At 69.8% G+C, this 24,428-nt stretch carries 22 protein-coding genes and 1 tRNA gene; 17 read left to right on the plus strand and 6 right to left on the minus strand.

The window, feature by feature from the left end; genetic code table 11:
* Positions 1-142: 142 nt before the first annotated feature.
* A tRNA-Leu gene (locus HMPREF3086_RS05045) sits at positions 143-228 on the minus strand.
* Positions 229-415: 187 nt separating this feature from the next.
* On the opposite strand from HMPREF3086_RS05045, the gene HMPREF3086_RS05050 reads away from it, so the two are divergent.
* Entirely contained in the window at positions 416-958 is a 543-nt protein-coding gene (locus HMPREF3086_RS05050; protein ID WP_007629250.1) for a YbhB/YbcL family Raf kinase inhibitor-like protein, read from the plus strand.
* A gap of 35 nt (positions 959-993) precedes the next feature.
* Here HMPREF3086_RS05050 and HMPREF3086_RS05055 read toward each other — a convergent pair whose 3' ends face one another.
* Complete coding sequence (locus HMPREF3086_RS05055; RefSeq protein ID WP_070720505.1) at positions 994-2,061, minus strand: quinone-dependent dihydroorotate dehydrogenase; 1,068 nt, start codon at positions 2,059-2,061, stop codon at positions 994-996.
* 35 nt (positions 2,062-2,096) lie between these two features.
* Positions 2,097-3,128, minus strand: coding sequence for a YncE family protein (locus HMPREF3086_RS05060; RefSeq protein WP_061915071.1), 1,032 nt, complete (start codon positions 3,126-3,128; stop codon positions 2,097-2,099).
* Positions 3,129-3,299: 171 nt separating this feature from the next.
* Here HMPREF3086_RS05060 and HMPREF3086_RS05065 point away from each other — a divergent pair, with 171 nt between their 5' ends.
* The 5 genes from HMPREF3086_RS05065 to mshC are packed head-to-tail and all read left to right on the plus strand — an operon-like array spanning position 3,300 to position 7,569.
* The gene (locus tag HMPREF3086_RS05065; protein ID WP_083324318.1) at positions 3,300-4,145 is read left to right on the plus strand and encodes an undecaprenyl-diphosphate phosphatase; all 846 of its coding nucleotides are present in this window, start codon (positions 3,300-3,302) and stop codon (positions 4,143-4,145) included.
* 33 nt (positions 4,146-4,178) lie between these two features.
* Positions 4,179-4,883 (plus strand): histidine phosphatase family protein, encoded by a 705-nt coding sequence (locus HMPREF3086_RS05070; protein ID WP_007629257.1) that lies wholly within the window; start codon positions 4,179-4,181, stop codon positions 4,881-4,883.
* Positions 4,884-4,923: 40 nt separating this feature from the next.
* A complete protein-coding gene (locus HMPREF3086_RS05075) occupies positions 4,924-5,511 on the plus strand; it encodes a DUF3090 domain-containing protein (protein WP_061228711.1) in 588 nt (195 codons plus the stop codon).
* On the plus strand, positions 5,508-6,290 hold the full coding sequence (locus tag HMPREF3086_RS05080) for an SCO1664 family protein (protein WP_070720509.1): 783 nt from the start codon (positions 5,508-5,510) through the stop codon (positions 6,288-6,290). Before HMPREF3086_RS05075 ends, HMPREF3086_RS05080 begins: the two co-directional genes overlap by 4 nt.
* Positions 6,291-6,315: 25 nt before the next feature.
* Positions 6,316-7,569: a cysteine--1-D-myo-inosityl 2-amino-2-deoxy-alpha-D-glucopyranoside ligase gene (gene mshC, locus HMPREF3086_RS05085; RefSeq protein WP_070720511.1), complete on the plus strand. Its 1,254-nt coding sequence runs from the start codon at positions 6,316-6,318 to the stop codon at positions 7,567-7,569.
* A 6-nt stretch (positions 7,570-7,575) separates the two neighbouring features.
* Here the strand turns inward: mshC and HMPREF3086_RS05090 are convergent, their stop codons facing one another.
* Positions 7,576-8,502, minus strand: coding sequence for a PAC2 family protein (locus HMPREF3086_RS05090; protein ID WP_070720512.1), 927 nt, complete (start codon positions 8,500-8,502; stop codon positions 7,576-7,578).
* A gap of 50 nt (positions 8,503-8,552) precedes the next feature.
* On the opposite strand from HMPREF3086_RS05090, the gene metH reads away from it, so the two are divergent.
* From metH to HMPREF3086_RS05115, 5 genes are all read left to right on the plus strand, one after another.
* A complete protein-coding gene (gene metH, locus HMPREF3086_RS05095; RefSeq protein WP_070720514.1) occupies positions 8,553-12,113 on the plus strand; it encodes a methionine synthase in 3,561 nt (1,186 codons plus the stop codon).
* 223 nt (positions 12,114-12,336) lie between these two features.
* Positions 12,337-13,044: an HAD family hydrolase gene (locus HMPREF3086_RS05100; protein ID WP_061228716.1), complete on the plus strand. Its 708-nt coding sequence runs from the start codon at positions 12,337-12,339 to the stop codon at positions 13,042-13,044.
* 5 nt (positions 13,045-13,049) lie between these two features.
* Complete coding sequence (locus HMPREF3086_RS05105) at positions 13,050-13,313, plus strand: phosphoribosyl-ATP diphosphatase (RefSeq protein ID WP_061228717.1); 264 nt, start codon at positions 13,050-13,052, stop codon at positions 13,311-13,313.
* Positions 13,314-13,376: 63 nt separating this feature from the next.
* The gene (hisG, locus tag HMPREF3086_RS05110) at positions 13,377-14,228 is read left to right on the plus strand and encodes an ATP phosphoribosyltransferase (RefSeq protein WP_061228718.1); all 852 of its coding nucleotides are present in this window, start codon (positions 13,377-13,379) and stop codon (positions 14,226-14,228) included.
* Between the two features lie 101 nt (positions 14,229-14,329).
* On the plus strand, positions 14,330-16,492 hold the full coding sequence (locus HMPREF3086_RS05115; RefSeq protein ID WP_061228719.1) for a DUF262 domain-containing protein: 2,163 nt from the start codon (positions 14,330-14,332) through the stop codon (positions 16,490-16,492).
* 62 nt (positions 16,493-16,554) lie between these two features.
* On the opposite strand, the gene HMPREF3086_RS05120 is transcribed toward HMPREF3086_RS05115, so the two are convergent.
* Both HMPREF3086_RS05120 and HMPREF3086_RS05125 read right to left on the minus strand, forming a co-directional pair.
* Positions 16,555-17,322, minus strand: a complete 768-nt coding sequence (locus HMPREF3086_RS05120; protein WP_061228720.1) for a thioesterase family protein — start codon at positions 17,320-17,322, stop codon at positions 16,555-16,557.
* Positions 17,322-18,233: a RecB family exonuclease gene (locus HMPREF3086_RS05125; RefSeq protein WP_061228721.1), complete on the minus strand. Its 912-nt coding sequence runs from the start codon at positions 18,231-18,233 to the stop codon at positions 17,322-17,324. The genes HMPREF3086_RS05120 and HMPREF3086_RS05125 overlap by 1 nt, the downstream gene beginning before the upstream one ends.
* Before the next feature lie 56 nt (positions 18,234-18,289).
* Between HMPREF3086_RS05125 and HMPREF3086_RS05130 the strand changes: the two genes are divergently transcribed.
* From HMPREF3086_RS05130 to HMPREF3086_RS05155, 6 genes are all read left to right on the plus strand, one after another.
* Positions 18,290-19,129 carry a tRNA (adenine-N1)-methyltransferase gene (locus HMPREF3086_RS05130; RefSeq protein ID WP_061228722.1) on the plus strand — a complete coding sequence of 280 codons (840 nt, stop codon included), beginning with the start codon at positions 18,290-18,292 and terminating at the stop codon, positions 19,127-19,129.
* Positions 19,130-19,223: 94 nt separating this feature from the next.
* Complete coding sequence (gene arc, locus HMPREF3086_RS05135; protein ID WP_061228723.1) at positions 19,224-20,924, plus strand: proteasome ATPase; 1,701 nt, start codon at positions 19,224-19,226, stop codon at positions 20,922-20,924.
* Positions 20,921-22,414, plus strand: a complete 1,494-nt coding sequence (gene dop / locus HMPREF3086_RS05140) for a depupylase/deamidase Dop (RefSeq protein ID WP_061228724.1) — start codon at positions 20,921-20,923, stop codon at positions 22,412-22,414. Before arc ends, dop begins: the two co-directional genes overlap by 4 nt.
* Before the next feature lie 44 nt (positions 22,415-22,458).
* Positions 22,459-22,635: a ubiquitin-like protein Pup gene (locus HMPREF3086_RS05145; protein ID WP_061228725.1), complete on the plus strand. Its 177-nt coding sequence runs from the start codon at positions 22,459-22,461 to the stop codon at positions 22,633-22,635.
* A 6-nt stretch (positions 22,636-22,641) separates the two neighbouring features.
* The gene (pafA, locus tag HMPREF3086_RS05150; RefSeq protein ID WP_061228726.1) at positions 22,642-24,048 is read left to right on the plus strand and encodes a Pup--protein ligase; all 1,407 of its coding nucleotides are present in this window, start codon (positions 22,642-22,644) and stop codon (positions 24,046-24,048) included.
* Positions 24,049-24,058: 10 nt separating this feature from the next.
* The coding region (locus HMPREF3086_RS05155; RefSeq protein WP_371441654.1) for a helix-turn-helix transcriptional regulator at positions 24,059-24,428 on the plus strand (370 nt) is incomplete at its 3' end.

Raw genomic sequence — 24,428 nt, forward strand, 5'->3', positions numbered from 1 at the left:
GCGCGCCCCAGCGCGTCCGGGACGCGACCGGCTGAATCGACGGGTACCGGCGTCCGGGCCATCTGTCGGAACCTTCCCGTGAGACGAGAGCGGGCCCCGGTTCCTCGCGGATCCGGGGCCCTTCTACTGTCTCGACACAGTGTGCGCGAGGGGGGACTTGAACCCCCACGTCCGTTAATAGGACACTAGCACCTCAAGCTAGCGCGTCTGCCATTCCGCCACTCGCGCTCGCACACTGCCCGCCTTCGCCGGTTCTGGTCCGGCTTGGCCGTGCGAGGAATGACATTAGCCGATGCCCGGACCCGGGACCAAATCGCGGTCCCGCCGCGGGGCGCGCGGGGCGGTCATCGCTGGTAGACAGGGACGTGACCGGCTGGAGGACCACTCCACACCGTCCGATCGCAGGAGGAGAACGATGACCCAGTTCCGCGTGCCCGACCCGTATGCCGCCCTTCCGGATCTGCCCGCTCTGGAGGTGACCAGCGAGTCGTTCACCGAGGGCGCCACACTGTCGGCCGCGCAGCTCGGCGGGAAGATGGGCGTCGAGGGCGGCCAGGACAAGTCGCCCCAGGTGAGCTGGAGCGCCGGCCCCGAGGGCACCAGGACGTACGTGGTGACGGTGTTCGACCCGGACGCGCCCACGGCGTCGGGTTTCTGGCACTGGTCCGTCGCCAACATCCCCGCGGACGTGACGTCGCTGCCCGAGGGCGCGTGTACGGGTGACGACACCTCGGGCCTGCCGGAGGGCGCCGTCGTGGTGCGCAACGACGCCGGCTTCAAGGGTTTCGTGGGCGCGGCACCGCCGGCGGGTCACGGCCCGCACCGCTACATCCTCGCCGTCCATGCGGTGGGCGACGAGATCGAGTTGGGCGACGACGCCTCGTGTGCGTTCGTCGGTTTCAACCTGTTCGGTCAGGGACTGGCCCGTGGCACCGTGACGGGCATCTACGAGCAGTAGCGATATAGCGCCACGGCGCTCGAGCGCTGCGGCGCTCAGCGCACCGCCGAGCCGACCGCCTCCGCCAGCGAGCCGAACCCGCCCTGGCGGAGGCGCCTGGCCACCAGGCGGTTGGTGCCGCGCACGAGCGACGGGCCGGTGAAGATGAACCCGGTGTAGGTCTGCACGAGGTGCGCCCCGTGGGTGATGCGGTCCCACACGTCCTCGGGGGTCTCGATGCCGCCGACCGAGATGATCACCAGGCGTCCCCCCGCGCGCGCGTGGATCCGGGCGAGCACCTCGCGCGAGCGCGCGGCCACCGGCGCGCCGGAGATGCCGCCCGCCCCCAGGGCCTCGACGTGCGCGGCGGGGGTACGCAGGCCGTCCCGCGAGATGGTGGTGTTGGTGGCGACGATGCCGGCCAGCCCCAGGTCGAGCACCAGGTCGGTGACCGCGTCGATGTCGGCGTCGTCCAGGTCGGGCGCGATCTTGACGAGCACGGGGATCGTCGCCACGTCCCGGACCGCGGCGAGGATCGGGCGCAGCGACTCGACGGCCTGCAGGTCACGCAGGCCGGGGGTGTTGGGGGAACTGACGTTGACGACGAGGTAGTCGGCCAGGCCCGTGAGCATCGTCGCCGAGGCCACGTAGTCGCGGACCGCGTCCTTCGCCGGCACCACCTTGGTCTTACCTATGTTGATCCCCACGGGATCGCTGCTGCGGCGCCGGCGGAGGTTGTTGGCCGCGTTGCCGGCGCCGTGGTTGTTGAAGCCCATCCGGTTGAGGATCGCGCGGTCCTCGACGAGCCGGAACAGACGCGGGGCCGGGTTGCCCGGCTGGGGCGACGCGGTCACCGTGCCGACCTCGCTGAAACCGAATCCGATAGCGCCCCACGAGTCGACGGCGGTGGCGTTCTTGTCGAACCCGGCCGCGAGGCCCAGCGGGCCGGGGAAGGTGCGACCGAGGACCTCCTGCGCGAGCACGGGGTCGCGCACGCCCAGGACCCGCCGCACGACGGCGCCCAGGGGCGGCACCAGGGTCAGCAGCTTGAGCAGGCCGAACACCAGGTGGTGTATCCGCTCCGCGGGAAAGCGGAACAGCACCTTCTTGAGCAGTGCGTACACGGTCCTCCTCGATGGGACGTGGGTCGTCGGTGCGATCAGCTCGCCGGCTCGGTGAGGGTCGGACGGAGGAGGTGCAGCCCTGCGCCGTCGGCGGACCCGACCACCACGGTGCCGGACTCCGTGACCGCCAGGGAATCCGGCTGGCGGACCGTCGGGATGTCCGCCCGCAGGATCCCCACGCCGTCGCCGAGATCGTACGCCTGGATGGTGTTCGTTCCAGTGGAGGCGACCCACACGACCTGACGGGTCGGGTCCTCGGCCACCGCCCACGGGGCCGGGGCGACGGGGAACTGCTGGTGCAGCCGGACGGGCGAGGTGGAGTAGACGAGCAACGTGCCGCCGACGGTGTCACTGGCGATCACGGAGCCTTCCCCCAGCTCGTCGAGGAGCCCCGCGCCCTTGCCCGCGCGCAGGAGCGGCCCGGCGTGGTCCGCCTCGAGGTCGATGCTGGCGATCACGGTGTCCGGTCGGCTCAGGGCGGTGACGGACCCGTCGCCGGAGACGCTGATCTCGTCGACCGACGTCAACCCGTCGATGCGGTGCTGCTCCGCGCCGCCGGCGTCGCGCACGACGATCTCGCCGTCGGGGGTTCCCGTCAACAGGCGTCCGTCGAGGGTGAGGGCGGCGGCCGAGACGGGCCCGAGGCCCGCCAGTTCACGCACCCCACCGTCGGGGGAGACCAGCACGACCCCGTCGCCGTGGGGGACCAGCACGGTCCCGTCGTGCGCGGCGGAGGCGGTCCCGGCCCCGGCCGGCAGGGGCACGGAGTCCTCCGCGCTCCAGCTGGTGCCGTCGACCCGGCCCAGCTCGAGCGACGGCGGGTTCTCGATCTGCGCGGCCACACGGTCGCCCGTGGCGACCAGGGCGCGGACCGACCCGGGCACCGGGATGGTTTCGCCCCCCGCCGGGTCTGAGACCTGCGGAGATTCGGCGGGGGCCGCATTACCCTGCGCGACGAGGTCCTGCTCCTCGAGCTCGCTCGTGGGCGAGGAGCAGGCGGTCAGGCCGATCGCGAGAGCGATGAGGGCGGCGGGCACGCCGGAACGGCGGAGGACACGTCGGTGCACGATGTTCCTTTCGACTGCCCGCCATTGTCCACCACGCGGGTCCGGGGTCCCCGGCCAGGTCCGGGCGACTACTCTCGCGGCGTGCCGTGACGCGACCGCGTCCGAGCCGCCGGCAGCCGAGAGGAAACCGCACACGTGAACACATCGGTCCTCGCCCAGGGCGCGGAGGGGATGTCCTGGCTCCAGGTCGTCGTCCTGTCCGTTCTCCAGGGACTCACCGAATTCCTGCCCGTGTCCTCGTCCGGACACCTGAGGATCTTCTCGACGTGGTTCTTCGGCGAGGACGCCGGCGCCTCGTTCACCGCCGTCGTCCAGCTCGGCACCGAACTGGCCGTCCTGGTCTTCTTCTTCAAGGACATCGTCCGCATCCTGGTGGCGTGGTTCCGTGGCGTGATCGACTCCGCCCGACGGGACGACCCGGACTACCGGCTCGGATGGATCGTCATCGTGGGGTCGATCCCGATCGCGATCATCGGGTTCGTCGGCAAGGACTTCATCCGGGACGCCGCCCGCAACCTCTGGATCACCGCGATCGTGCTCATCGTGTTCTCGTTCGTGTTCCTGGCCGCCGAGAGGTTCGGCAGGCAGGACCGACCGGTCGACGCGAAGTCGCTCGAGGGACTGTCGATGAAGGACGCGATCGTCATGGGCCTGGCCCAGTGCCTGGCCCTCATCCCCGGCGTCAGCCGCTCGGGGGGTACCATCTCGGCCGGTCTCTTCCTCAACATGTCGCGCGAGGCCGCCGCCCGGTTCTCATTCCTCCTCGCGATCCCCGCCGTGCTCGCCTCCGGGCTCTTCAGCCTGCCCGACGCGTTCGACCCCGGCGCCGGCCAGGCCGCGACCGGGTGGCAGCTCCTCGTCGGCACGGCCGTCGCGTTCGTCATCGGCTACGCCGCGATCGCCTGGTTCCTGAAGTTCGTCCAGAACCATTCGCTGGGCTGGTTCGCCGGCTACCGGATCCTCCTGGGAGCCCTGGTGATGATCCTGCTCGGCACCGGGACCATCCCCGCGACCTGACCGCACCGGCCGGGGCGTCGGTAACCTGCCGGTATGACCGTCATCCTGCTCCGGCACGGCCGCTCCACCGCCAACACAGCCCTCACCCTGGCCGGCCGCACCCCGGGCGTCGGGCTCGACGACACCGGTCACGCCCAGGCGCAGGACCTCTGCCGGCGGCTGGAGGGCTTGCCGGTCGAGGCCGTCGTCCGCTCGCCTCTGATGCGGTGCCGGCAGACCGTCGAGCCGCTCGCTGCACAGTTCGGAGTGGAACCAGAGGTCGAGGAGGACCTCGTGGAGGTGGACTACGGCACCTGGACCGGCCGTCCCCTCAAGGACCTCACCGCCGAGCACATGTGGTCCGTGGTGCAGCAGCACCCCTCGTCCGCGGTCTTCCCGGAGGGGGAGTCGCTCGCCGGGATGGCCGGCAGGTCGGTCACGGCCATCCGGAAGCACGATCGGCGGCTCGCCGAACAGGCCGGCCGGGACGTGCTGTGGGTCGCGTGCAGCCACGGTGACGTCATCAAGGCCGTGCTCGCCGACGCGTACGGCATGCACCTGGACCAGTTCCAGAGGATCGTCGTCGAGCCCGCCTCGATGTCGGTCGTGCGCTACACCCCTCACCGGCCGTTCGTCCTGCGGGTCAACGACACCGGCGGTGACCTGGCCAGCCTGCGGGGGGAGCCGGCCGGCCAGGTCGGTGAGCCGACGCCCGGCAACGCCAGCTCGGACGCGGTACCCGGCGGGAACGTACCCTGATGATCCGCACCACCATCGAGCACACGAGGAGACGACCGGCATGAGCAGGGCAGTCCACGAGTTCCGCGATCCGGCCCGGTTCGTGGTGGGCACGGTCGGCCAGCCGGGCGAGCGCGTCTTCTTCGTCCAGGCCACCGAGGCGGGCCGGACGATCTCCGTCCGCTGCGAGAAGCAGCAGGCCCAGATCCTGTCCGAGCGGATGGGCGACCTGCTCGACGAGATCGCGGCCAAGTCCGACATCCCCGTGCCCCCGGCCGGAGGGGACGTCGACGACCTCGATCCGCTCGAGATGCCGGTCGACGCGGAGTTCCAGGTCGGCACCATGGGCCTCGGCTGGGACGGCGAGCGCAATCAGATCGTCGTGGAGCTGCTGGCGATGGACCCGTCGGCCACGGACGAGTCGGTGGTGCTGTCGGACGCCGAGGACGCCCCGGACGCCCTGCGGGTGTTCCTCACCCCCCAGCGGGCCCGCCAGTTCGTCCTGCGCAGCGAGCGCGTGGTCTCCGCGGGCCGGGCGCCGTGCCCGCTGTGCGGCGAGCCGATCGACACCACCGGTCACCTGTGTGTCCGCCTCAACGGGTACCTGCCGCGGTCGGGGGAGGCGCTCACCGACCTCATCGACCCGTGACCGACCGTCCGGCGGGCCCCGAGCTCACCGTCCTGTCCCGGATCCCGTCCGGAAGCAACGCGGTCTACCACTGCGTCGACGAGCGGGGCGACAGCTGGGTGTACAAGCCGTCGGCGGGGGAGCGCCCGCTGATGGACTTCCCCGACGGCAGTCTCGCGGCGCGCGAGATCGCCGCCTACGCCGTGTCCGAGGCATCGGGCTGGGGCCTGGTACCGGAGACGGTCGCGGCTCACGGCCCCGGCGGGCCGGGCATGGCGCAGCGGTGGATCGAGGAGGTCGACCGCGAGCGCGCACCCGGTCACGACCCGGTCGACGTCCACCCGGCCGACGCGGTGCCGCACGGCCGTGCCGTGGTGCTGCGCGGCGAGGGTTCCCGCGGTGAGGACGTGGTGGTCGCCCACGTCACCGACGGCCGGCTGCGCCGGATCGCGGTGTTCGACCACGTGGTGAACAACGCCGACCGCAAGGGCGGGCACGTCCTGGTCGACGCCGCGGGGGTGGTGTGGGCGATCGATCACGGTCTGTCGTTCCACACCGATCCCAAGCTGCGCACCGTCCTGTGGGGGTGGGCGGGCCAGCCCCTGGACGGTGACGAGGTCGAGGGCCTCGAGCTCGTCCGTCGCGGCCTGGAGGCGGGTGGGGAGCTGCGGCGCACCCTCTCCGACCTGCTGTCCGACGCCGAGATCGCGGCGCTGTGCGAGCGTGTCGACACCTTGCTGGCGAGTCGGACGTTCCCCTTCCCGGGGCCGGGCTACCCGTTACCCTGGCCGCTCTTCTGACCGGGCGGTCTCTAGACTCGGCCCCATGCACTCGTGGTCTTCGCCTGTCGTCCCCTCGGTCCCCGGCGACGGCGTCCCCCTGAAGTTGTTCGACACGGCCGGGGGTGAGGTCCGCGAGGTGGCGCCCGGCCCGGTCGCGGGCATGTACGTCTGCGGGATCACCCCCTACGACACCACCCACCTGGGTCACGCGGCGACCTACCTGACGTTCGACCTCGTCTACCGGCAGCTGCTGGACACCGGTCACGAGGTCCACTACGTCCAGAACACCACGGACGTCGACGACCCGCTGTTCGAGCGCGCGGAGAGTGACGGGGTCGACTGGCGCGAGCTGGGGGACCGGGAGACCGACCTGTTCCGCGAGGACATGGAGGCGCTGCGGGTGCTACCGCCGCGCGACTACGTCGCGGCCACCGAGACGATCGACGAGGTGGTGGAGATGGTCGGCGAGCTGCTCGACCGCGGCCACGCCTACCGGATCGACCCGGACGTCGACGGCTACTCCGACGTGTACTACCGGCATAGAGCCACCGCCGACTTCGGATACGAGTCGGGGTACGACGACGACGAGATGGCGGTCGCGTTCGCCGAGCGCGGTGGCGACCCGGACCGGCCCGGCAAGGAACACCCGCTGGATGCCCTGCTGTGGCGGGTCGAACGGCCCGGCGAGCCGTCGTGGCCGTCCCCCTGGGGGGCGGGCCGACCGGGTTGGCACATCGAGTGTTCGGCGATCGCCCGCAACCGGCTCGGGATGGAGTTCGACATCCAGGGCGGCGGCAGCGACCTGGCGTTCCCCCACCACGAGTTCTCCGCCGCGCACGCGGAGGCCGCGGCGGGCCGGCGACCGTTCGCGCGGTTCTACGTGCACGCCGCGATGATCGGCCTCGACGGCGTCAAGATGAGCAAGTCGCTCGGCAACCTCGTGCGCGTGCAGGCGCTGCGCGAGCAGGGAGTGGATCCCGCCCTCATCCGGCTCGGGCTGTTCGCCGGGCACTACCGCGTCGACCGCTCGTGGTCCGATGAGCTGCTCGAGCGGGCACACGCCCGGTACGGCCTGTGGTGCCGGGCCATCGGCCGGGGGGTCGGCGCGGACGCGGCGCCCGCGATCACGGAGCTGCGGGAGCGCCTCGCGGACGACCTCGACACGCCCGGCGCGCTCGCGGTGATCGACGCGTGGGCGTCCGCCACGTTGGACGGCGACGACTCCGACCCGTCCGCCGGCGCCGGCATCGCGACCGCGCTGGACGCCCTGACGGGGATCCCGACGATCGCCGTCTGACGCCGGTCAGCCGGCGTCGGGCTCGTCCCGGTCACCCCGCAGGAAGCGCTCGAACTCGGCGGCGATCGCCTCGCCGTCGACCAGCGGCATCGCCTCTCCGCCGGACGCACGGCCGCGGTCGGGCTCGGGGTCCACGCCCGGCGTGACCCCCGACTCCTCGTCCAGCCGGTCCTCCAGGGACCGGATGTAGTCGCGCAGGTCCTCGTCCTCGCTCGCCGCGGCGTCGACGCGCTCGGCCCACGTCCGGGCCTGGACGCGGAGCGCGTCCATCGGCACGGCCATCCCGAGGTTCTCGGCGAGCCACGACAACATCGCCTCGGTCCCGCGCGGGTTGGGCGGGGAGGCCACGTAGTGGGGCACGCCCGCGAACAGGCTCAAGGTGGGCACGCCGGCCTCGGTGAGCAGCTGCTGCAGCACGCCCGACATCCCGGTCGGTCCTTCGTAGTCCGAGGGGGCCACGCCCATGGTCGTCATCCGCTGACGGCTGAACGCCGCGCCGGTGAGGGGCACCGGGCGGGTGTGCGGCACGTCAGCGAGGTAGGCGCCCAGCAGCACGACCTGGGAGACGCCCAGGGTGTCGACGAGGTCGACGAACTCCGAGGCGAACCGCCGCCACTTCAGGGCCGGCTCGGGCCCGCGCACCAGGAGGACGTCGTTGACGACGCCGTCCGGCCGGCACGCCGAGACCACGATGCGCGGCCACTCCACCGAGCGCGAGACCCCGCCGGCGAACCGGACGACGGGCCGCTGCTCGAGATAGTCGAAGAACTCGTCACCACCGACCTCGGCGATCTGGCGGGCCTCCCAGTTGAGCGCGAGGTGTTCGATGGTGCCGGTCGCCACGTCCGCCGCGTCGTTCCAGCCCTCGAAGGCCACGATCATCACCGGGCTCTCGAGATCGAGATGCCCGTCGGGACTCCATTCGACAGTCATCAGTACAGCCTACGTACCTCCGATCCGGAGGCACCCATACACTGGGGCCCATGTCTGTCGATTTCGATTCGCCCTTGTTGGACGCCGCCCGTCGGCGAGTACTGATCGGTGACGGGGCGATGGGCACGATGCTGCAGGCGGTCGACCTCGACGTGGACGAGGACTTCCTGGGTCTCGAGGGCTGTAACGAGATCCTCAACGCGACGCGGCCGGACGTGGTGTCGGGGATCCACCGTGCTTTCTTCGAGGCCGGAGCCGACCTGGTCGAGACCAATACCTTCGGGTGCAACCTGTCCAACCTGGGCGACTACGACATCGTCGACCGTATCGGCGAGCTCGCCGAGAAGGGTGCGGCGATCGCGCGCGGGGTCGCCGACGAGATGGGCCCGTCCGAGGACGGGACCCCGCGGATGGTGTTGGGTTCGCTCGGGCCCGGGACCAAATTGCCCTCACTGGGTCAGACCACCTTCGAGGACATCCGAAACGCGTACTCCAAGGCCGCCGAGGGGCTGGCCCGCGGGGGAGCGGACGCGTACCTGATCGAGACGAGCCAGGACCTGCTGCAGGTCAAAGCCGCGGTCCTCGGGTGCCAGGACGGCATGGCGGCCGCGGGACGGCGGTTGCCGATCATCTCGCACGTCACCATCGAGACGACCGGCACGATGCTGCTGGGATCGGACATCGGCGCGGCACTGACCGCGCTGCAGCCGCTGGGCATCGACATGATCGGCCTGAACTGCGCCACGGGGCCGGCCGAGATGGTCGAGCACCTGCGCTACCTGTCGCGGCACGCCGAGATCCCTGTGTCGGTCATGCCCAACGCCGGCCTGCCCGAGCTGGGGGAGCACGGCGCCGTCTACCCGCTGGGTGCCGAGGAGTTCGCGCCCCAGGTGGCCGACTTCGTCTCCGAGTTCGGACTGTCGATGGTCGGCGGGTGCTGCGGCACCACGCCCGAGCACATCACCCGGCTCAAGGAGCAGGTGAGCGCACGGACCAAGGCCGAGCGCACGGTCGAGCCCGTCAACGCGGTCGCCTCGCTGTACACCTCCACGCCGTTGCGCGCGGACGCCGGCATCATCATGATCGGCGAGCGCACCAACGCCAACGGTTCCAAGCGGTTCCGCGAGGCGATGCTGGCCTCCGACTGGGACACCTGCATGGACATCGCCAAGGAGCAGATGCGCGACGGCGCCCAGATGGTCGACCTCTGCGTCGACTACGTCGGCCGCGACGGCTCCGGGGACATGGCAGAGCTGGCCGGCCGGATGGCCACGTCCTCGACGCTGCCGATCATGCTCGACTCGACCGAGCCCGAGGTCATCAGGGCGGGCCTGGAGAAGCTGGGCGGTCGCTGCGCGGTCAACTCGGTCAACTACGAGGACGGCGCGGGGCCGGACTCGCGGTTCCAGCGGATCATGCGTCTGGTGTCCCGGCACGGCGCGGCCGTCGTCGGTCTGACGATCGACGAGGAGGGCCAGGCCCGCACCGCCGACCGCAAGGTCGAGATCGCCGAGCGGCTCATCGCCGACCTCACCGGGAACTGGGGGATGGCGGAGGAGGACATCATCATCGACTGTCTGACCTTCCCCATCTCGACCGGGCAGGAGGAGGTCCGCCGCGACGGTATCGAGACCATCGAGGCGATCCGTCGGCTCACCGAGGCGCACCCGCGGATCCACACCACGCTGGGTCTGTCGAACATCTCCTTCGGCCTGAACCCGGCTGCGCGCCAGGTGCTCAACTCGGTGTTCCTGCACGAGTGCGTCCAGGCCGGTCTCGATTCGGCGATCGCGCACAGCTCCAAGATCCTTCCCATGAGCAAGATCGACGACCGTCAGCGGGAGGTGGCCCTGGACCTGGTCTACGACCGTCGCCGCGAGGGCTACGACCCGCTGCAGGTGTTCATGGAGCTCTTCGAGGGCGTCTCCGCGGCCGGCGCCAAGGACGCCCGCGCCGCCGAGCTCGCGGCGATGCCGCTCATGGAGCGCCTGGCCGCGCGGATCGTCGACGGCGAGCGCAAGGGACTCGAGGAGGATCTCGACGCCGCGATGGCGGAGATCCCCCCGTTGGAGATCATCAACTCCCACCTGCTCGGTGGGATGAAGACGGTCGGTGAGCTGTTCGGCTCCGGTCAGATGCAGCTGCCGTTCGTCCTGCAGTCGGCCGAGACGATGAAGGCGGCGGTCGCCCACCTCGAGCCCCACATGGAGGCGAGCGATGAGGACGGCAAGGGACGGATCGTCCTGGCCACGGTCAAGGGCGACGTGCACGACATCGGCAAGAACCTCGTTGACATCATCCTGTCCAACAACGGCTACGACGTGGTCAACATCGGCATCAAGCAGCCGATCTCGGAGATCATCTCCGCGGCACGCGAGCACAAGGCCGACGTGATCGGCATGTCCGGTCTGCTGGTGAAGTCGACCGTGGTGATGAAGGACAACCTCGCCGAGCTCAACTCCGAGGGCATCGCCGGTGAGTTCCCCGTCCTGCTCGGCGGCGCGGCCCTGACCCGCTCCTATGTCGAGGTCGACCTCGCCGGGATGTACCAGGGCGATGTGTTCTACGCCCGCGACGCGTTCGAGGGCCTGCGGCTGATGGACGAGGTGATGACGGCCAAGCGGACCGGCGTCCCGATGGCACAGTCCTCGGAGGCCGCGGCCAAGGCGGCCGAGCGTCGCGAGCGCCGTGCCCGCAGTGAGCGGATCGCGGCCAAGCGCGCGGCCGAGGCCGAGCCCGTGGTCATTCCCGAGCGCTCGGACGTCGCCGCGGACCAGCCGATAGCGACCCCGCCGTTCTGGGGCACCCGCATCGCCAAGGGCATCCCGGTGGCCGACTACCTCGGGCACCTGGACGAGCGCGCGCTGTACTTCGGGCAGTGGGGCCTGCGTGGCACCCGCAGCGGGGAGGGGCCGGACTACGACGAACTGGTGGAGACCGAGGGCAGGCCGCGCATGCGCGCCTGGATCGACCGTCTCACCACCGAGGGCATCCTGTCGCACTCTGCGGTGGTCTACGGCTACTTCCCGGCATACTCGGTCGGCGACGAGATCTGGGTCCTGGCCGAGCCGCGTCCGGACGCCGAGGTGCTGCACAAGATCGCGTTCCCGCGCCAGCAGCGCCCCCGCTTCCTGTCGATCCCGGACTTCGTGGCCTCCCGCGAGCGCTGCGAGGCGGAAGGCATGGTGGACGTCCTGCCGTTCCAGCTGGTGACGATGGGCACCCCGATCGCGGACTTCGCCAACGAGCTGTTCGCCGGGGACAACTACCGGGACTACCTCGAGGTGCACGGACTGTCGGTGCAGCTCACGGAGGCACTGGCGGAGTTCTGGCACCGACGCGTGCGCGACGAGCTCACCCTGCCCGAGGGATCGGTCTCCGACGAGGACCCCGACAGCATCCAGGACTACTTCAACCTCAAGTACCGCGGAGCGCGCTACAGCTTCGGCTACGGCGCGTGCCCGGACCTGGAGTCGCGCAAGGTAGTCGTGGACCTGCTCGAGCCCGAGCGCATCGGGGTGGTGCTGTCCGAGGAACTGCAGCTACACCCGGAGCAGTCGACGGACGCGTTCGTGCTGTACCACCCCGAGGCGAAGTACTTCAACGTCTGAGCCGTCGGACGGAGCGTCGGCCGAATCCCGGGCGGGTAAGATCACCTTCACCCGGCCTGAGGAGATCGTCATGCTCAGCATCGGCGGGTCCGCCGCCCTCGCCGTGGTGGGTGCCGTCCTCGCCGGGGGCGGCGCACGGACTGCCGCACTGTCACCGGTCGCGGCCGCCGGCGGCCTGCCGCGCGTCACCCCCGGTTCACCTGCTTCGGGTAGACAGTAGGCCGTGACCAGCACCTCTACCGCCCACCTCCCCGCCGCGGTGTGTCTCGACATGGACGGCACCCTCGTCGACACCGAACGACTGTGGGACATCGCCGTCTTCGAGCTCGCCGAGCACATGGGACGGCCGCTGGACGAGGCGACCCGCGAACGGACACTGGGCAACTCCCTGCACGGGTTCTTCGAGATCCTCGGCGAATACACCGGACGCCGGATCGAGGGCGAGGAGTTCGACCGTCTCGCGCATCGCCTCAACTCGCGCGTCACGGAGCTCATGCGGACCGACATGCGGTGGCGCCCGGGTGCCGAGGAACTGCTGTCCGACATCGCCGCGACCGGGGTCCCCGTCGCCCTGGTGACCAACACGACCGCCGACGTCGCCGTGGTGCCGCTGGAGTTCATCGACCGGTCCCGGTTCGACGTGGTCGTCACCGGCTGCATGGTGGCCGAGGGGAAACCGGCGCCGGACCCGTACCTGCTCGCCTGCGCTGAGCTGGGCGTCCAGCCCGGGTCGGCGGTCGCGGTCGAGGACTCGGTCACCGGGGCCACCGCGGCGGTAGCGGCCGGGTGCCGCGTCCTCTACATCCCGTCCACCGACGGTCAACCCGACGTCGCGGGGGCCCACACGCACTCGACGCTCGAGGGGGTCGACGTCGCGGGGCTCCACGCGCTCACCTCGGGGTCACCCGTGGGCGCGGCTGTGGGACAATAGGCCGCGTGAAGACCTTCGACTCCCTGTTCGCCGAGCTCTCCGAGCGGATCACCGCGCGCACCGAGGGATCCGGCACCGTCGCCGCGTTCGACAAGGGCGTCCACCATCTGGGCAAGAAGGTCATCGAGGAGGCCGGAGAGGTCTGGATCGCGGCCGAGTACCAGTCGGACGAGGAGTTGGCGGAGGAGATCTCCCAGCTCCTGTACTGGACCCAGGTCATGATGCTCAAGCGCGGACTGACCCTCGGGGACGTCTACCGACATCTCTAGGTCTGGCCCGTCCGGGTCGCGACCCATGTCCATCCTCACGCTCACAGATCCCGGAGACCCGTCATGCTGCGTGTCGCACTGCCCAACAAGGGCGCACTGTCCGAGTCCGCCTCCGAGATGCTCTCCGAGGCCGGTTACCGCCGTCGCCACGAGGGGAGCAAGGACCTCACCCTGATCGACCCGGACAACGACGTCGAGTTCTTCTTCCTTCGACCCAAGGACATCGCCGTCTACGTCGGCTCCGGCCGACTCGACCTGGGGATCACCGGCCGCGACCTGGCCGCCGATTCGATGGCCGAGGTGAACGAGGTCCTGGATCTCGAATTCGGCCACTCCACGTTCCGGTACGCAGGACCCGCCGGCGCGGGATGGTCGACCGACCGACTCGCCGGCGCCCGGATCGCGACGTCGTACCCGAACATCGTGCGCCGCGATCTCCAGCGGCGGGGGGTCGAGGCGGAGGTGATCCGCCTGGACGGCGCCGTGGAGATCTCCATCCAGTTGGGTGTGGCCGATTGCATCGCCGACGTGGTGGGGTCCGGCCGGACGCTGAAGGTCCACGGCCTCGAAGCGTTCGGCGACGTGCTGTGTGACTCCTCGGGCGTCTTGATCTCGCGCGCGGACGCCGAGGTGACGGCCGCGATGTCGCAGATGCGCGCGCGACTCCAGGGCGTCGTCTTCGCCCAGCAGTACATGATGCTGGACTACAACTGCCCCAAGGGCCTCCTCGACGAGGTCTCGACGATCACGCCGGGGATCGAGTCACCCACCGTGTCCCCGATGGCCGACCCGGCGTGGATCGCGGTCCGGTCGATGGTGCCGCGCAAGCGGGTCAACTCGATCATGGACGAGTTGGCCGCCGCCGGCGCGAAGTCGATCATCGCGACCGACATCCGCTCCTGCCGCATGGGATAGGACTATCGCCGCTGCCGAAGGTGTGCGAGAAATGCGCCGCTCCGCGATAGCCGAAACGTGGCCCAACTCGATGAAATGTTCGCACTGTTACACTTCTACGGGTGAAGGCCGAGCAGCGCACGTTCAGCGAATTGGTGGATGGACAGCGGCAGTTGCTTGTCCCGCTGTACCAGCGCCCTTACAGCTGGACTAAAAAGCAACGTGCAATTCTCGTCGACGACATCTTCGAGAAGTTCGAAGATGTTGACACGCCCGATAACCACTTCCTCGGATCTGTCGTCTTGGCGCCCGCAACCGGTTCTAGCTTCTTCGGGATCCAGCGCCTCCTAGTCGTGGACGGTCAGCAGAGGCTCACCAGTCTCTACATCTTCGTTCTGGCGATCCGCGACAGGTTGCGAGAGCGAGATCAGAACGGCGCTGCCGAGAAGACGAACGACGTCTACTTGATAAATCGGCACGAGACCGGGGAATCACGGCTCAAGCTCCTTCCGACACAGTTGGACCGTACTGCGCTGGAGCACTTGGTCGACGGCACGACTCGCCCGGACGGCCCCTCTGAGATCCTCAACGCTTTCGATGAGTTCAGCGCTCTGGTCGACACGATGGACGACGACCGACTTTCCAGGCTACTGAACGTGATCACCTCTCGAATGGAGATCATCGCAATCTCCCTGTCGGCCGAGGACAATACTTTTCGAATATTCGAATCGCTGAATGACAAGGGGCTTTCCCTGACTCAGGGCGACCTTCTCCGCAATCATGTGTTCATGATGCTGCCCACGCAGGGAGACCTCGTCCACAGGACAATGTGGGCGGACATTGAGCGGAACATTGGCTCCGATCGAATCGAGGATCTCGCTTACCTGGATATGGTCTTGCGAGGAACTCCGACACTGTCGAAGAAGAACACCTACCAAGCCCAGAAGAACAGGCTCACGCGGCGAGCGGCGGACGAGGACGACGTGATCGACTTCGTGCGCGATCTTCGTCGCCGGAGTACCTACCTTCGGAACATTCTCTCTCCGGAGACGTCAGACAGTCCCACCGTCGCCGCAGCACTGCGACGAATCAAGCGCCTCGGAAACGAGACCATCCACCCACTTGCATTGTTTCTGCTCGAAGGCCGCGGGGAGGGCCAGATGAGCGACGACGACGTAGCGCTGGCGCTGCACTACGCGGAATCGTTCTTGGTCCGCCGGACCCTGGCCGGGCTGACTGCCGCTGGCCTGAACCGGCTGTTCACTAGATTGCCTCAAGAGCTGGACTTCGCGGAACATGTCCCTTCGCGTATTCGCCTCATACTGTCGCGGCCCCAGTACCGCTGGCCGAACGACGACGAGCTCCGGAACAACGCAGTCCGCGAACGGCTGTACAACATCTCGAGGAACCCGACGCTCCGTCACGTCCTGCTGGGCCTGGAGGAATCCTACGGACACAAAGAGCTCGGCCTAATTAACTCGGAGTCGCTCTCTATCGAGCACATCCTTCCGCAGAAGCCGCCGTCATCTTGGGAGGCCCCCATCCTGACGATCGACGGGATCGATCCGGAGATGCAGCTGCACTGTTTGGGAAACCTCACGCTCACCGGTTTAAACAGTGAGATGGGAAATAACACTTTCTCTGTCAAACGCCAGACTCTGCGTAGCAGCAAGCTTGCCCTCAACGTCGAGATCGCCTCGCATCCCCAGTGGGGGAGCGCGGAAATCCTCGAACGCGCGAGGGAGTTGGCAGATCGCGTGGCCTCCCTCTGGGCCGGCCCGGCGGTCGCAGGAAATCAACCTGCGTCCGCCTCAGATACCCGGCCGGCCCGGGTGTCCCCGGGCCCCCGCGTTCCGGACGGCGAAACCAGTGGGTTCGGCTGCCAACGGCCTGCGGAGACAGCCGCCGGTCTGACAGAGCCTCCCAAGGCACCAATAAGCGGTATCGGGACTGCTTCCGTTCCTTCGTCATCGCCACCTCGATCAACTCGGCCTGTGCGAGCCTCCCGTTCGAATACAGCGCGGGGCTCGACTGTCACGCCGGCTCCGCTACATAAGAGCTACAGCGGGTCGATCGAGGAACATCTCCGTGAATGCCTCCAGCGGGTCGCCCCAGGCGGCTACCTGACCACCAATCAGATCTGTGCGATGGAGTCGTCGGCATTCAAACGACGGGGATTGACGCGAGCCCGGCTCGACGACTGGCTGACTGAGAACGAGCGGTACCACACGGAGTTCTGGCTCGAACGAACTGCGCGCAACGTCACGGTCTACCGGACGAGGTAGCACACTTACCGCAGCACACCGGGGCTCTGAAGTCCACCAGCCGCGTCCGTACATTCTCGGGCTCACACCCGCTCGACGAGCAGGGCCTGCAGGGTGTCGCCGATCGCGCCCTTCTCATCGAACAGTGTCCCGGAGGTCGCGCCGACCCCGTCCGGTCCGATCGACGCCCGGGCGGCCACGCCGATCCAGCGGCCGACGGGCGGTCGGTGCAGGTGCGTCACGAGGTCGGTGTTGAGAAACCGCCACTCGGCGGGCTCGAGGACCGCGCCGACCCCGTTGGCGATGTCGGCCACGCACATCACGTGCTGGACGGGCGTCGGCTCCTCCCCGGCGACCAGCGGCAGAGTGGGCCGGGCCCAGACGGTGCCGTCCTCGGCGCCGCGGATCTCGAGCGAGTCGATGTAGCCACTCGTCCAGCGGGTGAAGAAGTCGCCGTTGTGATCGGTGTCCGGCAGTACGCGCGGCGTCTCGGCCGCCTGCTCGACGTGGGTGGTGTCGCCGGTGGCGAGTCGCCACGCACTCGCCCGCGCGACGGTCCGTCCGCCGGCGACGAGCTCCGACTCCAGCAGCTGGATCCGGCGGCCCGGTCGGACCACGCGGGCACGGGTCCGCAGTTCACCGAGCGGGACGGGCCCCAGCAGATCGACGGCCACGCGGGCGATGCGTGCGCCGCCGCCGGCGTCGAGGCGCTCCATGGCGCGGGTGAGGATGGCCGAGGGCGGCGCTCCGTGCTGCAGGTCCGGGCCCCAGGCGCTGACGGTGTGCGGGGTCGCGCGGAAGACCTCCCAGCCGTCGTCGGATCCCAGCGGCTCGAAGTAGGCCTCCGTCATCATGAACTCCTCGGTTCTCCTCGCCCGGTCAACAGATCGCGTGCGCCGGCGGGGACCACGCGGGTCCCCGGCCACCCCGGGTACTCGGGCGGGGTGCCGCCGAACGCCGGGCACAGCGCCTGATGATTGCACCAGTCGCACAGGCGGGACGTGCGGGGGCGGAAGTCACCGGTCTGCCCGGCCCGCTCGATCTCCGACCACAGCGCGTCCAGGGACGCCTCGGTCTCGACGAGCGACGCGTGGTCCGGGGTGAAGGTGAGCCAGCTGCCGTTCTTGAGATAGATGAGTTTCAGCTGCGCGGGCAGCACACCATGGATGCGCTGGTACATCAGGGCGTAGAACCGCATCTGGAACATCGCCTGGTCCTGGAAGCGCGGGTGCGGGGGTTTACCCGTCTTGTAGTCGACCACCCGGACCTCCCCGGTGGGCGCGACGTCGACCCTGTCGAGGAAGCCGTGCAGCGGGGTGCCGGCCGCGGTGGCGGTGACCAGGTACTGCTCGCAGGAGGCGGGGGAGAAGCGCTGCGGATCCTCGACGCCGTAGAGCGCCGCGACCAGCGCCGCGACCTGCGCCTGGAAGTCGGCGCGGTCGGACAGCGGGACCACCGTCGCGCCGTCCTCCTCGGCGTAGAAGCGCTCGACGGCGGCGGGGACGAGGTCCGCGGCGCGCTGCGGCGCCCGCTCGGACTGCTCGAGTCCGTACAGCTCCTCGAGCACGGAGTGGACGACCGTGCCGAGGACCTGGGCGCGAGTCTTGGGCTCCGGGATGCGGTCCACGGCGCGCAGCCGGTACAGCAGCGGGCACTGCCGGTAGTCGGACGCGCGAGAGGCCGACAGGGCGAGGGGCTTGCGCTCCGGCAGGGGTACGTCGCCCGCTGCCGGGATGGCACCGATTTCGAGGGGATCCGTCACACCTGGCAGGGTAGACAACCGGTCGGACAACCGACCCCCCGTCCTCTGGAGGTCCCGTGCAGCGATCCGGCCCGTTCGTCGTGGGTGACCGCGTCCAGCTCACCGACACCAAGGGGCGCAAGTACACCGTCGTGCTGGTCGAGGGTGCGGAGTTCTTCACCCACCACGGCGCGGTGCGCCACGACGATCTCATCGGTGCGCCCGAGGGATCGATCATCACCTCGACCAAGGACGCGCAGTACCTCGCGCTGCGCCCGCTGCTCACCGACTATGTGCTGTCGATGCCGCGCGGCGCGCAGGTGATCTACCCCAAGGACGCCGCGCAGATCGTCCACGAGGGCGACGTGTTCCCCGGCGCCCGTGTCCTCGAGGCCGGCGCGGGGTCGGGGGCCCTGACGTGCTCGCTGCTGCGGGCGGTCGGCCCGGAGGGGAGGGTGTTCTCCTACGAGATCCGCGAGGACCACGCCGAGCACGCCGAGCGCAACGTCCGCACCTTCTACGGTGAGCACCCCGGGAACTGGGACCTCCGGGTCGCGGACCTGGCGGAGACCTCGGTCGAGGCGCTGGGCGGTCAGGTCGACCGCGTGGTGCTGGACATGCTCGCGCCGTGGGAGTGCCTGCCGACGGTGAGCGAGGTCCTGGTGCCGGGTGGGGTGCTGGTGGCCTACGTGGCCACGACCACGCAGCTGTCGGACGTCGTCGAGGCGCTGCGGCGCCAGCAGTGCTGGACCGAGCCCCGAGCGTGGGAGTCGATCAACCGCGGGTGGCACGTGGTGGGCCTGGCCGTGCGCCCCGAGCACCGCATGCAGGGCCACACCGCGTTCCTGGTGACCGCGCGTCGCCTCGCCGAGGGGGTGACGACCCTCAAGCCCAAGCGTCGCAGCGGTAAGGGCTGAGGGAGCGCGCGCCCACCCGCGTGCCACCCCGGCGATAGGGTGAAGGGGACGACGACGAGGAGACCCGTCGACGACCAGGAGGGCAGGTGATCGCGTGACCGAGGGACGTTCCCCGGCCGGCCAGGGCGAGGACAGGGTGGCGGTCGACCGCGCCGAACTCGCGCGGCTGCGCAAGGCCGTGGACGAGGGGGCCCGATCGGATCGGGAGAAGTCGATCAAGATCGACGCCCTCGGCGCCCGCAACGTCCGGCTCGCGGAACTGCTCAAGGACTCACGCGACCAGCTCGAGGCCCTCAAGGGCGAGGTCGAGCGGCTCGGTACCCCGCCCAGCACCTACGGCGTGGTCCTCACCCGTCCCGCCGGCGCGGACACCGTCGAGGTCATGGCCGCCGGTCGCCGCATGCGCCTGGCGATCGCCCCCGGCGTGGACGCCGCGGACCTGACCCCGGGCGTGACCGTGCGCCTCAACGAGGCCATGACCGTTCTGGAGGTCTCGAGCGAGCTCCCGGTCACCGGCGTGACCGCCGTCCTGCGGGACGTGCTCGCCGACGGCGTGCGCGCGCGGGTGGTCATGGGCAACGACGAGGAGCACATCGTGGTCCTCGCCGCCGCCCTGCGCGGTGCGCGCACGGCCGAGCACCCCGCACCCGTCCGCCCCGGCGACGCGGTCCTCGTCGATCCCAAGGCCGGCGTGGCCTACGAGGTGGTGCCCAAGGCGGAGGTCGACGAGCTCCTCCTCGAGGAGATCCCGACGGTCGAGTACTCCGACATCGGCGGTCTGGGTCCGCAGATCGAGCAGATCCGCGACGCGATAGAGCTGCCTTTCGTCCACCACGACCTGTACCGCGAGTTCCACCTGGCCCCGCCGAAGGGTGTCCTGCTCTACGGCCCTCCCGGATGCGGCAAGACCCTCATCGCCAAGGCCGTGGCGCACTCGCTGGCGCGTGCGGCCGCGGTGGCCCGGGGTGACGACGTCAGCGACGGCCGGTACCCGAACTCGTACTTCCTCTCGATCAAGGGCCCCGAGCTGCTCAACAAGTACGTCGGCGAGACCGAGCGGCACATCCGGTCGATCTTCGAACGCGCGCGGGAGAAGGCCACCGAGGGCAACCCGGTGATCGTCTTCTTCGACGAGATGGACTCCATCTTCCGCACCCGCGGGTCCGGCGTGTCCTCGGACATGGAGACGACGATCGTTCCGCAGCTGCTCGCCGAGATCGACGGCGTGGAGGACCTGCGCAACGTCATCGTGATCGGCGCCTCCAACCGTGAGGACATGATCGATCCCGCCATCCTCCGGCCCGGCCGCCTGGATCTGAAGATCCGCATCGACCGGCCCGACCGGAACGCGGCTGCGGACATCCTCGCCAAGTACATCACCCCGGACCTTCGCTTCGACCCGGTCGAGGTCGGAGACACGGACCGTGAGACCCATGTCCGCGAACTCATCGAGCGCATCGTCGACCGGCTCTACACCCGTGACGCCTCCACCACCTACGTGCACCTCGTGTACGCCTCCGGCCGCCGGTCGTCGCTCTACCTCGCCGACCTGACCTCCGGGGCGATGCTGCGCAACATCGTCGACCGCGCCAAGAAGCTGGCGATCAAAGACATCGTCCACGGCACCGGCCGGGGACTGACCACCGACGACTTCCTCGACGCGGTCGACGCCGAATTCGCCGAGAACACGGACCTTCCCAACACGTCCAACCCCCAGGAGTGGGCACGCCTGACCGGCGTCCGAGGTGAGCGCGTCATCGAGGTCTCCGTCCCCAACCGGGGAGACGGGCGGTGAACCCGCGCGGGCGCGTCATCGGCACGGAGATCGAGTTCGGGATCGTCGCCGTCGGGCAGCCGCTGCTCAGCTCGGTGGTCACCTCGACCCAGGTGATCAAGGCCTACACCGACCCGGGCGAGGCCGCCGGGGGAGCCGACGAGGCCCGCTGGGACTACGGCTCGGAGTCGCCCCTGCGCGACGCCCGCGGCTTCGACCTGGGCGCGGCACGTGCCTACGATCCCAGCGAGTTCGGGGTGACCAACCGGGTGCTGACCAACGGGGCCCGCTTCTACGTCGACCACGCACACCCCGAGTACTCGGCTCCCGAGGTCGACTCCCCACGCGACGCGGTGATCTGGGACAAGGCCGGCGAGGTGATCATGCACCGCGCGGGCGTCGAGTCGACGGCCACCGAGGGCAACGCCGAGCTCAAGCTCTACAAGAACAACGTCGACGGCAAGGGCGCCTCCTACGGCGCCCACGAGAACTACCTCGTGCGCCGCGACGTCGACTTCGACGGGCTCACCGTGAGCCTGGCCCCGCACCTACTGTCCCGCCAGGTGTTCAGCGGTGCCGGCCGCGTCGGGATCGGCCAGTCCGGAGAGACGGCCGGCTACCAGCTCGCCCAGCGCGCCGACTACATCGAGGTCCTCACCGGGCTCGAGACCACCCTGCGGCGGGGGATCATCAACACCCGCGACGAGCCCCACGCCCCGGACGAGACGTGGCGCCGCCTGCACGTCATCATCGGCGACGCGAACATGTCCGAGTTGGCCACCTACCTCAAGATCGGCACCACCTGCCTCGTGCTGGACGCGATCGAGGCGGGGGGCGACTTCTCCGACCTGTTGCCCGTCGATCCCGTCGAGGCGGTCCACATCATCAGCCACGACCCCACGCTCCGGGCGACCGTGGGACTGCCCGACGGCCGGAACGTCACCGGCCTCGCTCTCCAGCGCGAGATCCTCGAGCGGGTCGCGGGCGTCATCGGCGACGGCACGGGCCGCCCGGGCTGGGCGCTCGAGGTCCTGGGCGAGTGGCGCGGGATCCTCGACGCGCTCGAGGAGAACCCGATGTCGTGCGCCGACCGACTGGACTGGCCCGCCAAGCTCCGGCTGCTGGAGGGCTTCCGCACCCGCGACGGCCTGGACTGGGACCACGCCCGGCTCGCCCTCATCGACGTCCAGTACCACGACATCGACCCGCGGCGTGGACTCTACAACCGTCTGGTCGCCAAGGGCGCCATGCGCCGACTGGTCACCGACGACGAGGTCGAGGCCGCGGTCACGACCCCGCCCGCACGAACGCGGGCCTGGGCCAGGGGACGCTTCCTCGCCGAACTCGGCGACCGCATCCGCGCCGCCGGGTGGGACCACGTCGTCGTCGTCGACTCCCGCGGCCACGAACGCCACGTCGACCTCACCGACCCCTACGTCGGGTCCCGCGAGTACTGCGAGGCCCATCCCGACTTCCTCGGGCCCGACGGGCCCGACCAGTACCCGTACTGACGGCCCGCACAGGCCCGTCCCGCTCAGACACACGAGGAGACACCATGTCCCAGATCCAGAAGAACGCCGGCGGACCCGCCGACCCGGACGACGAGGCCGGCCAGCTCGTCAAGTCCGCCGACACCACCACCGCCGACTCGCTGCTCGACGAGATCGACGACATCCTCGAGACCAACGCCGAGGAGTTCGTGAAGTCCTACGTCCAGAAAGGCGGGCAGTAGACCCCCATGATCCGTCGCATCGTCGGGATCGAGACCGAGTTCGGAATCACCAGCGTCAGCGGTGAAGGCGCTCGTGGGCTCGGCGCCGACGAGATCGCCCGCTATCTGTTCCGCCCCGTCGTGGAGCGCTGGCGCAGCTCGAACGTCTTCCTCGACAACGGCGCGCGCCTCTACCTCGACGTGGGCTCCCACCCCGAGTACGCGACCGCCGAATGTGACGGGCTGCGACAGATCGTCGCCCACGACAGGGCGGGGGAGCGGATCGTCGACGACCTCGCCCTGGCCGCCGAACAGTCCCTCGCGGACGAGGGCATCGACGCCCGCGTCTACCTGTTCAAGAACAACACCGACTCCGTGGGCAACTCCTACGGATGCCACGAGAACTACCTGCTCGACCGCAGCACCCAGGTGCGGGGCCTCGCCAACACCCTGCTCCCGTTCCTCGTCAGCCGGCAGCTCATCTGCGGCGCCGGCAAGATCCTGCCCGGCATCCCAGCCGGCGTGGGCCTGGGGGAGACCTCCGAGCCGGTGTACTGCTTCTCCCAGCGCGCCGAGCACATGTGGGACGGCGTGTCCTCGGCGACCACCCGCTCGCGACCGCTCATCAACACCCGCGACGAACCGCACGCCGACTCGACGCGGTTCCGGCGCATGCACGTGATCGTCGGCGACTCCAACATGATCGAGACCACGACGCTGCTCAAGATCGCCAGCACCCGGCTCGTGCTGGAGATGATCGAGGCCGGCGTCGAGCTGCGGCCGATGGCCGTCGCGCACCCCATACGCGCGATCCGCGAGATCAGCCGCGACCTCACCGGCACCCGCCCCGTCGCCCTCACCGACGGCACAACCATGTCCGCGCTCGAGATCCAGCGCGAGTTCCTGGGCGCGGTCCGGCGCTACCTCGACGCCGGCGGATGGGAGCGCGACGACCGCCCGGACGTCGAACACTGCGTGGCCCTGTGGGAGCGCATCCTCGACGCCGTGGAGTCCGGGGACCACGACTCGATCGCCGCCGACGTCGACTGGGCCGCCAAACTGCGCCTCATCCGGCAGGTGCAGGCCAGGACGGGCGCCGACCTCGACCACCCGCGCCTCGCGCAGATCGACCTCACCTACCACGACATCCGGCCCGGGCGGGGGCTGCACTCCGTGCTCGAACGCCGGGGGATGGTCTCGCGCGTCGTCGACGACGCCGCCGTCGAACGCGCCCGCAGCGTCGCCCCCGAGACCACCCGCGCCGCGCTGCGCGGTCGATTCATCACCGCCGCACGGCAGGCCGGGCGCGACTTCACCGTGGACTGGGTGCACCTCAAGCTCTCCGACGGCTCGGTACCCACCGTCGCACTGACCGACCCGTTCGCCGAGGTCGACCCGCGTGTCGACGATCTCATCGCCGCGCTCGGACGATAGCGTTCCAGCAGTGTCCACCTCGAAGTCGCAACGCCTGGTCAACCTCGTCATCTGTCTGAGGTCGACCAACGCGTTCCTGTCGGCCGACGAGATCCGCCGGATGGTCCAGGGTTACGACGACTGCGAGTCCGAGAACGCCTTCCTGCGGATGTTCGAACGCGACAAACGGGAGCTGCGTGACGTCGGCGTGCCGCTCGAACAGGGCGCGTCGCTCGCGCCCGGCTCGCCCGCCGGGTACCGCATCCCCGCCCACGGATACGAGCTGCCCGAGATCACGCTGACGCCGGAGCAGGCCGGCGTGCTCGCCGTGGCCGCCGAGGTGTGGCGCGAGGGGGAGAGGGCCGCCCGCGCCGGCGGGGCGCTGGCCAAGCTCACCGCCG

Source organism: Dietzia sp. HMSC21D01 (assembly GCF_001815995.1).
GTDB classification, from domain to species: domain Bacteria; phylum Actinomycetota; class Actinomycetes; order Mycobacteriales; family Mycobacteriaceae; genus Dietzia; species Dietzia cinnamea.

Excerpts from the sequence above, each read along its gene's own strand:
- HMPREF3086_RS05070 (WP_007629257.1), top strand. The coding sequence starts at position 4,179 with ATGACCGTCATCCTGCTCCGGCACGGCCGCTCCACCGCCAACACAGCC.
- HMPREF3086_RS05145 (WP_061228725.1), top strand. The coding sequence starts at position 22,459 with ATGTCCCAGATCCAGAAGAACGCCGGCGGACCCGCCGACCCGGACGAC.
- metH (WP_070720514.1), top strand. The coding sequence starts at position 8,553 with ATGTCTGTCGATTTCGATTCGCCCTTGTTGGACGCCGCCCGTCGGCGA.
- HMPREF3086_RS05120 (WP_061228720.1), bottom strand. The coding sequence starts at position 17,322 with ATGACGGAGGCCTACTTCGAGCCGCTGGGATCCGACGACGGCTGGGAG.
- pafA (WP_061228726.1), top strand. The coding sequence starts at position 22,642 with ATGATCCGTCGCATCGTCGGGATCGAGACCGAGTTCGGAATCACCAGC.
- HMPREF3086_RS05050 (WP_007629250.1), top strand. The coding sequence starts at position 416 with ATGACCCAGTTCCGCGTGCCCGACCCGTATGCCGCCCTTCCGGATCTG.
- HMPREF3086_RS05065 (WP_083324318.1), top strand. The coding sequence starts at position 3,300 with ATGTCCTGGCTCCAGGTCGTCGTCCTGTCCGTTCTCCAGGGACTCACC.
- mshC (WP_070720511.1), top strand. The coding sequence starts at position 6,316 with ATGCACTCGTGGTCTTCGCCTGTCGTCCCCTCGGTCCCCGGCGACGGC.
- hisG (WP_061228718.1), top strand. The coding sequence starts at position 13,377 with ATGCTGCGTGTCGCACTGCCCAACAAGGGCGCACTGTCCGAGTCCGCC.
- HMPREF3086_RS05090 (WP_070720512.1), bottom strand. The coding sequence starts at position 8,502 with ATGACTGTCGAATGGAGTCCCGACGGGCATCTCGATCTCGAGAGCCCG.
- HMPREF3086_RS05075 (WP_061228711.1), top strand. The coding sequence starts at position 4,924 with ATGAGCAGGGCAGTCCACGAGTTCCGCGATCCGGCCCGGTTCGTGGTG.